The 12,196-nt window shown below is 36.3% G+C and carries 15 protein-coding genes; 9 read left to right on the forward strand and 6 right to left on the reverse strand.

All coding sequences use genetic code 11. The features are described from left to right. Window position 1 precedes the first annotated feature (1 nt). From JKA74_RS07530 to murB, 4 genes are all read left to right on the forward strand, one after another. Window positions 2-628 (forward strand): hypothetical protein, encoded by a 627-nt coding sequence (locus JKA74_RS07530; RefSeq protein WP_201430548.1) that lies wholly within the window; start codon window positions 2-4, stop codon window positions 626-628. After that, window positions 628-1,410: a 5'/3'-nucleotidase SurE gene (surE, locus tag JKA74_RS07535; protein WP_201430549.1), complete on the forward strand. Its 783-nt coding sequence runs from the start codon at window positions 628-630 to the stop codon at window positions 1,408-1,410. Before JKA74_RS07530 ends, surE begins: the two co-directional genes overlap by 1 nt. A gap of 29 nt (window positions 1,411-1,439) precedes the next feature. Continuing rightward, window positions 1,440-1,643: an exodeoxyribonuclease VII small subunit gene (gene xseB / locus JKA74_RS07540; protein WP_201430550.1), complete on the forward strand. Its 204-nt coding sequence runs from the start codon at window positions 1,440-1,442 to the stop codon at window positions 1,641-1,643. Window positions 1,644-1,725: 82 nt separating this feature from the next. Then, the gene (murB, locus tag JKA74_RS07545) at window positions 1,726-2,751 is read left to right on the forward strand and encodes a UDP-N-acetylmuramate dehydrogenase (RefSeq protein WP_201430551.1); all 1,026 of its coding nucleotides are present in this window, start codon (window positions 1,726-1,728) and stop codon (window positions 2,749-2,751) included. On the opposite strand, the gene JKA74_RS07550 is transcribed toward murB, so the two are convergent. From JKA74_RS07550 to JKA74_RS07560, 3 genes are all read right to left on the reverse strand, one after another. Then, on the reverse strand, window positions 2,744-3,256 hold the full coding sequence (locus JKA74_RS07550; RefSeq protein WP_201430552.1) for a lipocalin family protein: 513 nt from the start codon (window positions 3,254-3,256) through the stop codon (window positions 2,744-2,746). The genes murB and JKA74_RS07550 overlap by 8 nt on opposite strands. A gap of 192 nt (window positions 3,257-3,448) precedes the next feature. Next, complete coding sequence (locus JKA74_RS07555) at window positions 3,449-3,976, reverse strand: lipocalin family protein (RefSeq protein ID WP_201430553.1); 528 nt, start codon at window positions 3,974-3,976, stop codon at window positions 3,449-3,451. Window positions 3,977-4,008: 32 nt separating this feature from the next. Next, entirely contained in the window at window positions 4,009-4,491 is a 483-nt protein-coding gene (locus JKA74_RS07560) for a deoxycytidylate deaminase (protein ID WP_201430554.1), read from the reverse strand. 80 nt (window positions 4,492-4,571) lie between these two features. Here JKA74_RS07560 and JKA74_RS07565 point away from each other — a divergent pair, with 80 nt between their 5' ends. The 3 genes from JKA74_RS07565 to JKA74_RS07575 all read left to right on the forward strand — a co-directional run bounded on the left by JKA74_RS07565 (window position 4,572) and on the right by JKA74_RS07575 (window position 6,213). Further along, complete coding sequence (locus JKA74_RS07565) at window positions 4,572-5,117, forward strand: DUF2911 domain-containing protein (protein ID WP_201430555.1); 546 nt, start codon at window positions 4,572-4,574, stop codon at window positions 5,115-5,117. 195 nt (window positions 5,118-5,312) lie between these two features. Further along, complete coding sequence (mscL, locus tag JKA74_RS07570; protein WP_201430556.1) at window positions 5,313-5,753, forward strand: large-conductance mechanosensitive channel protein MscL; 441 nt, start codon at window positions 5,313-5,315, stop codon at window positions 5,751-5,753. Between the two features lie 133 nt (window positions 5,754-5,886). Then, window positions 5,887-6,213, forward strand: a complete 327-nt coding sequence (locus JKA74_RS07575) for a DUF962 domain-containing protein (protein WP_201430557.1) — start codon at window positions 5,887-5,889, stop codon at window positions 6,211-6,213. 60 nt (window positions 6,214-6,273) lie between these two features. Here JKA74_RS07575 and JKA74_RS07580 read toward each other — a convergent pair whose 3' ends face one another. Then, the gene (locus JKA74_RS07580) at window positions 6,274-8,061 is read right to left on the reverse strand and encodes a DEAD/DEAH box helicase (protein WP_201430558.1); all 1,788 of its coding nucleotides are present in this window, start codon (window positions 8,059-8,061) and stop codon (window positions 6,274-6,276) included. Between the two features lie 343 nt (window positions 8,062-8,404). On the opposite strand from JKA74_RS07580, the gene JKA74_RS07585 reads away from it, so the two are divergent. Next, window positions 8,405-9,199 carry a hypothetical protein gene (locus JKA74_RS07585; protein WP_201430559.1) on the forward strand — a complete coding sequence of 265 codons (795 nt, stop codon included), beginning with the start codon at window positions 8,405-8,407 and terminating at the stop codon, window positions 9,197-9,199. 42 nt (window positions 9,200-9,241) lie between these two features. Here the strand turns inward: JKA74_RS07585 and JKA74_RS07590 are convergent, their stop codons facing one another. Continuing rightward, entirely contained in the window at window positions 9,242-9,955 is a 714-nt protein-coding gene (locus JKA74_RS07590; RefSeq protein WP_201430560.1) for an alpha/beta fold hydrolase, read from the reverse strand. A 341-nt stretch (window positions 9,956-10,296) separates the two neighbouring features. On the opposite strand from JKA74_RS07590, the gene JKA74_RS07595 reads away from it, so the two are divergent. Further along, entirely contained in the window at window positions 10,297-10,800 is a 504-nt protein-coding gene (locus tag JKA74_RS07595; RefSeq protein ID WP_201430561.1) for a hypothetical protein, read from the forward strand. A 187-nt stretch (window positions 10,801-10,987) separates the two neighbouring features. On the opposite strand, the gene JKA74_RS07600 is transcribed toward JKA74_RS07595, so the two are convergent. After that, window positions 10,988-12,187, reverse strand: coding sequence for a PQQ-dependent sugar dehydrogenase (locus tag JKA74_RS07600; protein ID WP_236587590.1), 1,200 nt, complete (start codon window positions 12,185-12,187; stop codon window positions 10,988-10,990). Window positions 12,188-12,196: the final 9 nt, after the last annotated feature.

A 12,196-nucleotide genomic window follows, 5' to 3' on the forward strand; every position in this document is an offset into this window, starting at 1 on the left:
TTTGATAAAGATTGTTTTCTGCATATTGTTAATGAATGTTGCCCTGGTAATAAATGCCCAGAACTTGCCCAATGAATTGTGGCATCCAGGGAAAATTGTGCTTGATGAAGGCGATACTTTGAGTGGACAAATCCAATATGATTTCAAAACAAATTTGGTTCAGCTGGCAGTTGATAACAAAATCAAGACTTTTTCGTCACAACAAGTGCTTTTTCTCAGCTTCCATTGTCAATTTTTTAAACGGTTTAGATATTTCTATTCCATTCCATACAGGTTAAAGGGATCTATGAATGTGCCTGTCTTTTTTGAAATTCTGGCAGAGGGAAGGCTTACTTTGATGGCACGTGAATATGTGGTGATTGAAAACATGAACCGGTACGGCAATCCAATGTACCGGCCAATGGGGTCAGTAGGTTCCAGAGAGATTTTGACTTATGATTACTATTTTCTGACCGATAGCGGAGACCTCAATTTATATCTTGAGAAGAAGAAAGATTTACTACCTTATTTTGGTAGATACGAGGATGCGATGGTAAGGTATATCAAAAAGCAGAGACTTAAAGTTGACAGACAACAGGATCTGGTGAAGATTATAAATTATTACAACGATTTAGTACAATCCAATTAATGAAAAAACCACTAATACTTGTCAGTAATGATGACGGAATAACCAGTTTAGGGATTCGTCATTTGGTAGAAACCATGAAACAGCTTGGAGAAGTGATAGTAGTGGCTCCTGATAGTCCACAATCTGGTATGGGGCATGCTATTACCATCGGAAACACCTTACGATTGGATCAAACAGATATATACGGGCCGGAGGTAAAAGCTTATAAATGTTCCGGTACCCCGGCAGATTGTGTCAAATTGGCCAAACACCACATACTAAAGGACAATAAGCCGGATTTGATTGTGAGTGGCATTAATCATGGAAGTAATACATCTATCAGTGTATTATATTCTGGTACTATGTCAGCGGCCATTGAGGGGGCTATTGAAGGCACTCCCTCTATTGGTTTTTCTTTGTGTGATTATGGCCATGATGCAGATTTTTCACATACTTTACATTATGTGAAAGCAATTGCTGCACAGGTATTGAAAACAGGTTTACCCAAACACACCACACTTAACGTAAACTTCCCGCCAAAGAGAAATGAACCACTGAAAGGTGTAAAAATTTGTAGGCAGGCTCATGCCAGATGGCAGGAAGAATTTGATCAGCGCTTCGACCCCAATGGCAGAAGGTATTTTTGGTTGGCTGGGAATTTTGTGAATTTCGACAAAGGGGAGGACAATGATGAGTGGGCTATAGCTAATAATTATGTTTCTGTAGTACCATGCCAATTTGATTTAACGGCTCACCACACTATCAGTATCCTGAATGATGAGTGGGAAATCGAAATAGAATAGATTTTTTATTAATAAATAACCTAATCAGTATGGCTAAAAAGAAAGAAATTGGTTATGAAGAGGCATTGAAGTCACTTGAGTCATTGCTGGACGATATAGAAAACAAGGATATCCCTATTGATGAATTATCTAAAATGGTAGATGAGTCAATGGAGCTACTGAAGATATGCAAAGCTAAACTTCGAGGAGCAGAAGGGAAAATTGAGCATGCCTTTCAGGAACTGGATAAATAATAGTTCAGCTTGCTTTAAAGCAATACTCACCTTTTACTTTACAGGAAATTGAAAAATTTGTCTGTAATTTCAACAACTATTTATGGTGGACATAAAAAAAGCACAGTCATTAAAACCTTTCAACACATTTGGATTTGATTTATCTGCCAAATATCTGGTAGAGCTTCGTTCTGTAGCAGACTTTCTGGAATTGCGTTCTACCTGGCAATGGAAAGACCAGCCTCATTTAATCATAGGGGGGGGGAGTAATATCTTACTTCGTCATCATTTCGAGGGCCTGGTTGTGATAAATCGTATGCAGGGGCTTGAAATAATTGAAAAACAGGAGGACTTTGTTCTTGTAAAAGCTGGGGCAGGGATGAACTGGCATGAATTTGTGTTGTTCAGCATTGAACAAAATCTGGGAGGTCTTGAGAATCTTTCGTTGATACCGGGCACGGTAGGAGCTGCCCCCATGCAAAATATTGGAGCGTATGGCGTAGAGATAAAAGAGACTTTTCATTCATTGGAGGCCGTTAATTTAAATACTGGTGAGCTGGAGATTTTTGATACACATGCATGTCAGTTTGGCTATAGAGATAGCGTATTCAAGGCTGAATTAAAGGATCAATATCTGATTACTTCTGTAACATTCAAATTGGTACCAGCTGAGAAACACAGGTTGTCGCTGGAATATGGAGTGATAAGACAAGTGCTGGAAGAGAAAAATATTATTTCTCCCCGGATTAAGGATGTAAGCGATGCCGTAATCAGTATCCGCCAATCTAAATTACCGGATCCCGGGAAAATAGGGAACTCGGGTAGTTTCTTTAAGAACCCTACTGTGTCGAAAGAAAAATATGAGCAATTGAAAGCTGAATATCCTGAAATACCGGGATATGTACTTGATGCTGATACGGTGAAATTAGCAGCAGGCTGGCTAATTGAAAAGGCTGGGTGGAAAGGGTATAAAGAGAATGGTGTTGGGGTTCATGAAAAACAGGCTCTTGTATTGGTTAATCATGGAGAGGGGAGTGGAAAGGCTATTGAAATACTGGCAAAAAAAATTCAGGATTCAGTGCTTGATCAATTTGGAGTGGCACTGAACCCTGAAGTGAATTTTATTTAGTTAAGAATAGGGTAACGTTGGCCATAAAAGTTTCATCTGTGCCATCAAAATTAATATCTGTTTCTTGGGAATCGGAAGAAACTATAGTCAATGAGGAATTACTGATTGATTTGATTTCGTAAATATATTCAACTTGATCCTGATCTATAGTAGTTAACTCTGTTAGATCTGCATTTACTTCATAAGTCCCGGATTCATCACTATCTCCCGCAGGAGTTGTAGTTTGGTAGGTATTATCAGCTTTAAATTCAATTTTATACCCTTCTAAATCAGGCTTATATAGAGCTTCAAAAATTTCATAATAAATATCTGCTTGAGCTGAAGGGATTCCAATACTACTATAATAAGTAGCTAAATCCTGATTGTTTACAAGTATTTCCAGTTCAAGATCATTGTATGTCCAAACGCCAACAATATCAGTTTGATTGGTGGTTTCATCATCCTTGCAAGACTGGAATAGTACTGTACCAATCATTAAAATCGTTATTAGTCTAAATTTCTTCATGTATTTGATTTGTTATTTTATATAATTAATAAAAATAGGGGTTTCTTTTTTTACAATTAGTCTCATTAAAAGGTATTTTTCTTTATTTCGATAATACGCCTTGCTTTCCCGATGAATTCAATTTGTCTATACGGTCTATATGAGTATTAAAGAATTTAAATGAAAAGGGAGGTCTGTCTTTTGAGGTGAATTTTATCTAATGAGCTTTAAATCGAAATCAATTATTATTCTGTCATTCGATCCTGTCAATTCAATATCAATAGGCAAGGATTCTATAGGTAAAGTATATATGCCATTTAGAACCAATTGATTGGTAGCCAAGGAAGCAATTTCTAAAGCTACTTCAGTATCATCTTCAAAAATCAGTGTAAGCATTGATGCATCTGAATTAATGGCCCAGTTACCTGGTTCAGGAGTGCCGTTTGGCTGGGTAACTTCAAAGGAATTATTTTCATTGAATTCCACTACTGAATTAACCACTAAGGCTTCAAGAAATGCCTCAAATGTGGCCTCAAAAATAAAAGCTTCCTGTTCCGATCCTCCACTAATAACATACAAGTCAATAATATCGATTCCATTAAGGGTAGCAGTATAGTCCATTTCCTCGACTGTCCAGGCGCCAATAATCGAGACTTCTTCCACACTGTCTTTATCCTTGTTACATGAAAACAGTACGGTTGCCATTAGGGCCAGGAAAAGAATGGATTGTAGGTTTTTCATAAAATTGATTTTTGTAAAAGTAAAGAATTTAATCATATCATATGTGTTACATTTTCTAAATTGCCTTCATATTTTTCAACTTCAACCCCAAATTTTTGAAGAAAATCCAAGCCTTCATCTGCATCCAACCCCTTATATTCAGCATAAGAATTTAAGTAGATTACTTTTTTTATTCCCATACTAAAGATAATACGTGCACAGGACAGACAAGGAGACAAAGTTACGTATAAGGTAGAATTTTCAACCGAAGCTTTATTTTTTACTGCATACATAATGGCATTTTGCTCGGCATGAATGGCAAGCATACAACTGCCTTTGGAATCACTTCCACATCCGGTACCGGGAAATTCCTCGTCACAATTATGAGTGCCGGCAGGAGGGCCATTATAACCGATAGAAATGATTCTCGTATCTTTTGTAAGAACAGCCCCAACATGACGTTTTATACAATGTGAGCGTTTGGCTAAATTTACTGCCAATTCCATGAAAATATCTTCAAATTGTGGTTTTTGCATAAACAAATATAAAGCTTACTTAGTAGGAAGAAATGAAAAATTGTAAATTGCTTTTAAAATTTAAATAAATCATATTAACCATGAAAAAAATATTAAGAACTACACTTCTTATATGCTTGTTAGGTGCTCTTTCTGGCCTTGAAGCTGTTGCGCAAGATGCTTTGAAGCAAAAACCCAGTCCTCTGGGATTAGTTACTTATAAGTATGAAGATGCTTATATAAAAGTAACTTATAGCCGTCCACATTTAAGAGGCAGGGAAGCTTTTAGCGAAGATGCTGATTTGGCCCCACTTGGAGAAATTTGGAGAACAGGTGCCAATGAAGCGACTGAAATCACTTTGACAAAAGATGTGAAATTGGCAGGCAATGAAGTGCCGGCAGGAACTTATTCAATCTTTACTATTCCCAATAAAGAGACCTGGACTATCATTTTGAATAAAGATTTAGGACAATGGGGAGCATATAAATATGATGTGGAAAAGGATTTGATACGTTTCGAAGTGCCTGTTACTGAAGCTAAAGAGACTTATGAGCCATTTACTATCATGTTTGATCAAACCAGTGGAGATGTAAGCATGCAGATGGTTTGGGACAAGACTTTGGTAAGTATTCCAATTGAATTTTAGTTTGTCTGCCATTTGAATAAAGTCTGAAAATGGATTTCACGAAAAATGCTGTTTGTTGCTGAAAATCAACAAACCACAGCTGCTTCTCGTGTAATTGCCTCATAGGCTCTATGTATATAATATGTTACTAAAACATGAAAGCCTCTCATTGAGGCTTTTCTGGTTTTTAAGCGTCTAATTTTTAATTGGATATTTATGAACATACTTAAAGAATTTAAGGAGTTTGCCATTAAAGGGAACGTCTTTGACATGGCCATAGGCATTATCATTGGCACGGCATTTAGCAAAGTTGTTACTTCTCTGGTCAATGATCTTGTAATGCCTTTGTTAAGCCTTTTTGTTGGTAAAATCAACTTTCAGAATTTGGCTTATATCATTCGCGAGGAAGTGAAAGATGGCCAGGGAAATGTAGTTCAAGAGATGATTTCATTGAAATACGGCAGTTTTATCCAGGCTGGAATTGACTTTCTGGTAATTGCCATTGCTATCTTTGCTGTTGTTCGTTTGTTCAATCACCTGAGAAGGAAAGCAAACAATGAAGAGGATACTACTGTACCTACACCGAAAAACATTGAACTATTGGCAGAGATCAGGGACTTGCTGAAAGAGAATTCAAGTGGTTGCCCCAAAAAATAATAGATAGGTGTTTACATACATCCTTAAAAGAATCTGTCCATTCTTGAATGAAAAAGATATTAAATAATTCAAATGGACTTTTTGAGACATTAAAAATCTGTTATCTTCAATCTATTATCTAAAATCAGGTAAAATGGCAGAAAGAAAATATAAAAGTTTTAAAGAATTTTATCCTTACTATTTAACAGAGCATCAGCACCCGACTTCAAGGAAGCTTCATTTTATTGGCACAGCTTTATTGTTACTTATTCTAATTTGGGCATTAATTACTCAAACTTACTTGGGATTATGGCTGATACCTGTAGTGGGATATGGATTTGCATGGGTAGGGCATTTTTTCTTTGAAAAGAATAAACCCGCAACCTTCCAATATCCATTGTGGAGCCTGGCCTCTGATTTTAAGCTGTTTTTCGATATTATTCTTGGAAAGCAGTCTTTAAATCCCTCCGGGAGAAGTTAGCAGTTAGGCATAAAAAAAAGCCGGACACTGCTGACCGGCTTTCAATTGATTAATATATTCTTACTTCCTTCTTCCGCCTGAACTTGCTTTTACGCGAGGTCGACTTCCTGAAGGTTTTTTGTTGTCACCAAATCTTCCTTTGAAACCACTTCCGCTACCGCTTTTAGATCTCGGGCTATCGCTTCTTCTTCTATCGCTTCTGTCACTTTTTCTTTCTCCGCCACCTGATTTTTGCTCAGCTGATACTTTACGACCGTCAAACTCACTGCCATTTAAGGCATCCATTACAGTTTTTTCGTGTTTAGCCTCTACTTCTAAGAAACTAAAGTTTCTTTGGATATCAATCTTACCGAATTCAATTCCGTTAGGGATAGAGGATAATCCGTTCATGAACCCTAAAAGGGTACCTGAATTTAAATTATCTTTTTCACCTATGTTTAAGAATAAAGTAGCATAGTTGCCGCTTTTTCTTCCACCACGTTCGCCTCTTTCTCCTCTATCATTATCTCTACCACCACGTTCGTTGGTATTCAAATCATTGGAGTTTTTATAGTAAGCCAGGAATTTGTTGAATTCCATAGAAACGAATTTTTTAATTAATTCTTCTCTGCTTAAGTCTTCAAATTGAACCAGAATATTATCCATCAGTGGCTGAATTTGTTTTTCATCCACTTCAGTAGCTTTAACGTTTTCTATGAAAGAAAACAATTGCTTTTCTACAACAGCTTCACCAGCAGGAACCTCACTTTTAGTAAAAGGCTTACCGATAATTTTTTCTAACTGACGGATTTTACCAGAATCTTTAGGTCCAACTATGGCAATTGAAATACCTTCTTTTCCTGCTCTACCAGTTCTTCCGCTTCTGTGAACGTAAGTTTCCAATTCATCAGGAATGTTATAGTTGATTACGTGCGTGATATCAGTTACATCCAAACCTCTGGCGGCAACATCAGTAGCTACCAACATTTGTAAATGTCTTTTTCTGTAACGACCCATTACGGCATCTCTTTGCGCTTGTGATAAATCACCATGCAAACAATCTGCATTGTAACCATCAGAAGCCAAAGCATCAGATATTTCCTGTGTTTCCCTTCTGGTTCTACAGAAAATGATAGCATAAATATTAGGGTTCATGTCAGCAATACGCTTCAATGCCAGGTATTTATCCCTACCATTCACAACATAATAGAAATGTTGTACTTTCTCTGCACCCTGATTTCTTTTACCGGAAGATATTTCTTCAGGCGAATTCATATAGTCATTAGAGATTCGCAATACTTCCCTGGACATAGTAGCCGAGAAAAGTAAAGTCTGTCTGCTTTCAGGTGTATGGGATAAGATAAAATCCAAATCATCCTTAAAGCCCATATTAAGCATTTCATCAGCCTCATCCAATACCACCCACTGGATATCTTCTAATTTTAATTTCTTACGATTGATTAAATCCACAACTCTACCGGGAGTACCCACTACAATCTGAGCTCCTTTATTCAAGGATTTGATTTGTGCCTCGATACTTGATCCACCATATACTGGCAATACGTCCAGTTTTTTGGTGTATTTAGTGAAAGCATCAAAATCTTTGGCAATTTGGATAGCCAATTCACGAGTAGGACACAAGATTATCGCTTGTGTTCTTTTAGAGTCAGCGTCAATTTGATTAATTACCGGAAGACCAAAAGCTGCAGTTTTACCTGAACCTGTTTGAGCCAAAGCAATTAAATCTTGTTGGGTAGTTAATAAATGTGGTATTGTTTTTTCCTGTATAGGAGTAGGGTTCTCAAAGCCTATTTCTAAAATAGCTTTAAGAATTTCAGGCTTTAGGCCTAATTCTTCGAATGTTAGCATTTGTGTGTTTAAAGAAAATTTAAACCCAAAGCCATATATTCGAACCTTTCGACTAGCCCCGGATTTCAATAATGATGCAAAGGTAATAATATTTTTTAGAATATCTATAATTTATCTGAAAAATATCTAAAATATTTTTCAGATTTTATAAATGACTGGTTTATTTTCCTTTACAGAGTGTACAATGCTTTTGCCGTAGATAAAGTTCAGAGTTGACGGGAAATGATTTTTGTCTATAGAATCCTTATTAAATATATTCCCGTTATTATCGTAAGGAAATAGGGTATGGAAACGATGTGTGTTAATTACACTGTTGAATTCATGCCTTTTTAAAATCTACTATATGTCACGTCTATTATTACTTTTCTTAAATACAATCACCTTAATTGCGGTTATTATTGTCAATGGATTGGCGGGTTCCGGACAGATAGGTAATAAATCTGTGGGTGAAGTAAGTCGGGCTTATGATACATTAATTACGCCTTCAGCTTATGCCTTTTCCATTTGGGGATTGATTTATTTGATGCTAACAGCTTTTGTTATTTATCAATGGGTCACTTATTTCAGGAAGAACAATCAATGGATAATAGATAAAACAGGTTTATATTTCACCATTGCCAATCTTGTCAATATCGGTTGGTTATTTTTATGGCTCAATGAATATATTGGTTTATCAGTCATAGTAATGTTTATACTTCTAGCCAGCTTACTGACATTAGTATTTAGGCTCGATCTGGAGAAAAAAGATGAACCCGTAAGAATTATATTCTTTGTATGGTGGCCATTGGCCATTTATATCGGCTGGATAATTATTGCTTCGGTTACCAATGTGGCAGTTTTTTTAGTGTCTATAGGCTGGGAAGGTTTTCCTTTAACCTCTCAAATATGGACTATTTTCATGGTGTTGGTAGCAATGGGGATTTATCTGTTCATGATCTTTAGCAGAAATTTGCGAGAATCTGCAGTGGTAGGCATATGGGCACTCATAGCCATTGCAGTAAAACAGTACCCGGTGAATACAGGAATAGCTGTTACTGCTATTGTGGCCACAGTAGTTTTATTGGTGGCAACACTATACCATGGGTATAAAAACAGGACTACTGCCCCTCTAATGAAATTAAAGCGAGGCGAGTTTTAATGGTATTGTCCATTATGAGTTTTTCTAAAATCAGCATATTCCTCAACAAAAATCATTTAAGATTTTAGCTAGCTCATTTGTATGACTGAGCATAGGTAAATGACCACTCTCAATGGTTGCGATATTTTGAGTATTCATATTTTCAGCCATTTTTTCTTGCATTGAAGTGGGGAATTCCTGGTCGTTCAGTAGTTTAATATATAATTTTTTTACGTTAGGTATTTCAGCCTTACATTTTTCTTTAAATAATGCCTTTGATTCCGGAGTGAAATTTTCCATAATGGACTGACATTGCATATCAGTGAGGTCATGGCATAGACCAATTTCAATGGCCTTTTTGGGCGGTTTGGTTCCAGCAATTTTTAGTATGACTGGCATAATCACTTTTTGAGGAAAAGGTAGGCAAGAGATAAAAGAATTTCCATCGGAGGGAATAACAGAACTGATCCCTACAAAACCTATTACTCTTTTACCAAAATGTTCGGCTACTTTTAAGCCTACACATCCGCCAACGGAATGTGCTACTATAACGAAACTTTCAATATTCCATTGTTCAACCTGCTGAATGACTGCATCTGAATAGTGTTTAAAACTTAATTGTAGATTGACCTTATCTCCTTTTTTTCGGTTTGGAAAATCTACTGCCAGAGCAGGTAAGTTTAAGAGAGGTATTAATTCATCCCAAATAAAACTACCCAGACCTGCACCATGAATAAGTAATACACCATTTTTTTTCATATCCTCATACTGTTTCATAAAATGGGAACTATTGAGAAGTAAAGTAATACTTCCAACCATCTACAATTATTAATCAAAAATAAAATCTTTACAAAATTATCTATAAAATCCGCCATTTCATTTTTTCAACTTAACATTGGATATTATAATATTAATCAATCTGATTTAGGCTGTTTTTCTTCTCCAGTATCGGGATAATTTCATCATCAATAAGCCAACATCAAATCTTTAAAGTTTAAGGTTTAAAAAAGGATCCAAATTAGGTTCATAGGTAAATCACCTAAAAGCAATTTCGGCATTGCCCTCATAGTTACTTATCAGATTTGTGTGATATTTGAATAACATTAAATCATCAAGTCATGAAAACTTATTCAAAATACTTCCAAACTGCAACTCAAAGTTTCTTAACTGTTTTGTTTGCAGTAATTATTTTCTTTGGAATGAATAATTCACTTCATGCACAAAGCCCTGTATTAGGGAATGACTTTGATAAAATCAACAACAGCATGAAAATCCAAATGAACAAGCAGGGTTTTGATGTGTTAATTCCTAAAGTTCAGGCAAGTGAGCTTTCTGATTTGACAGATGCCAGCTATAACCAAATGGTATATGTAACAGATGAGAACCCTGGATTCTATATCTTTGCCAATAATAAGTGGACAAAGTATCAAGTAAGGGAAATGCTTGCTGAAATTGAATTGAACCTTCACATGGGGGCACCATCAACAGAAGATATGATAATAGAAGCAACGGTTGCCAGTAGCAAGCAAATGTTAGATTATAACGGTCATATAAGACAATTGTACAGTGGCTTTACTTTCGAGAAAGGAAGTAATCAAATGGCTGTATTAGTTAAAAGATAAGTTAAATAGTTTTTTTTAGTTTTATCCACATAATACTAAGGCTACGATCGGCCGTATTATGTGGATTTTTTGTTTCAATAGAGATTTTTACCATCCTCATTGAAATTTGAATCTATTTTAATATTCTATCCCAAATTTTAGCAATCATTACTAAAGACTGCGACTATAAAAGAGGAAAAGCTATTTTTTAACCTTTATAAACAACCCGATAAATCAGACCAGCCTTATCATCACTAATTAACATAGCACCCTCTTTATCAATAATAACATCTACAGGTCTGCCCCAGGCTTCCTGTTCCGATTCATTTAACCAACCATCAATAAAGGTTTCATAGCTTGGTTTCCCCTTCTTTGTATCTGAAACCATTTGGATTCTGTACCCGATTTTTTCAGAGCGGTTCCAGCTGCCGTGTTCGGCAATAAAAATCTGGTTTTTGTATTCCGCTGGGAACATATCAGCTGTATAAAATTTTAATCCTAGTGGGGCTACATGAGGGCCTAAGTTTCTGTAGGGCTTTTTAAATTCATTACAATCTCTCAAGGAGCCGAACTCCGGATCGGCTATATTCCCTCCATGGCAGAATGGATAACCAAAATGCTGGCCTTTTTGAGTGGCTATATTTAATTCGCAAGGAGGAATGCTATCACCCATCATATCACGTCCGTTATCTGTAAAATACAATTCCCTGGTTTCGGGATGCCATGTAAAGCCCACGGTATTTCTAATGCCTTCCGCATAAATTTCCATTTCTGTGCCGTCAGCATTCATACGGGTAATGCTTGCATAAATATCCTTTTCAGGATTGCAAATGTTACAAGGAGCACCCACCGGAACATATAATTTACCATCAGGGCCAAAAGCGATGTATTTCCAACCATGACTTTTATCTGTAGGAAATTCATCATAAATAACTTCATGAGCAGGTGGATTGGCTAAATTATTTTCAATATCGGAAAACTTGATAATTCTACTGATTTCAGCCACATATAAATCCCCATCTTTGAAGGCCACCCCATTTGGAGAACTCAAGCCTTCTGCAATCACGTACTTTTCATCAGCAATTCCATCATTGTCTGTGTCTTTTACAGCATACACTTTATCTTCACCTCTGTTGCCTACAAATAAAGTTCCATTTTCAGATAAAGCCATAGAACGGGCATTAGGCACCTCAGCAAAGACAGAGATATGGAAATTTTCAGGCAGATTGATACTGGCCAATCTTTCATCTCCGCTGTATTGTTTTACTTTGTTTTTTAGCCGATCTGTAATTCTTTCTTTAGGGGCTTCATTTTCTGTGCCTTGTTTCTTTTCACCACCGCACGACCATAAAATAATGACTAGAGCAATTGTGAGAATTCTGTTGGTGTAGTACATAGTTAGTTTCATTTATTTTAA

The organism is Marivirga aurantiaca (assembly GCF_016679925.1).
GTDB lineage: Bacteria > Bacteroidota > Bacteroidia > Cytophagales > Cyclobacteriaceae > Marivirga > Marivirga aurantiaca.

Coding starts and splice junctions, on each gene's coding strand:
- surE (WP_201430549.1), top strand. CDS start 628: ATGAAAAAACCACTAATACTTGTCAGTAATGATGACGGAATAACCAGT.
- xseB (WP_201430550.1), top strand. CDS start 1,440: ATGGCTAAAAAGAAAGAAATTGGTTATGAAGAGGCATTGAAGTCACTT.
- murB (WP_201430551.1), top strand. CDS start 1,726: ATGGTGGACATAAAAAAAGCACAGTCATTAAAACCTTTCAACACATTT.
- JKA74_RS07550 (WP_201430552.1), bottom strand. CDS start 3,256: ATGAAGAAATTTAGACTAATAACGATTTTAATGATTGGTACAGTACTA.
- JKA74_RS07555 (WP_201430553.1), bottom strand. CDS start 3,976: ATGAAAAACCTACAATCCATTCTTTTCCTGGCCCTAATGGCAACCGTA.
- JKA74_RS07560 (WP_201430554.1), bottom strand. CDS start 4,491: ATGCAAAAACCACAATTTGAAGATATTTTCATGGAATTGGCAGTAAAT.
- JKA74_RS07565 (WP_201430555.1), top strand. CDS start 4,572: ATGAAAAAAATATTAAGAACTACACTTCTTATATGCTTGTTAGGTGCT.
- mscL (WP_201430556.1), top strand. CDS start 5,313: ATGAACATACTTAAAGAATTTAAGGAGTTTGCCATTAAAGGGAACGTC.
- JKA74_RS07575 (WP_201430557.1), top strand. CDS start 5,887: ATGGCAGAAAGAAAATATAAAAGTTTTAAAGAATTTTATCCTTACTAT.
- JKA74_RS07580 (WP_201430558.1), bottom strand. CDS start 8,061: ATGCTAACATTCGAAGAATTAGGCCTAAAGCCTGAAATTCTTAAAGCT.
- JKA74_RS07585 (WP_201430559.1), top strand. CDS start 8,405: ATGTCACGTCTATTATTACTTTTCTTAAATACAATCACCTTAATTGCG.
- JKA74_RS07590 (WP_201430560.1), bottom strand. CDS start 9,955: ATGAAACAGTATGAGGATATGAAAAAAAATGGTGTATTACTTATTCAT.
- JKA74_RS07595 (WP_201430561.1), top strand. CDS start 10,297: ATGAAAACTTATTCAAAATACTTCCAAACTGCAACTCAAAGTTTCTTA.
- JKA74_RS07600 (WP_236587590.1), bottom strand. CDS start 12,187: ATGAAACTAACTATGTACTACACCAACAGAATTCTCACAATTGCTCTA.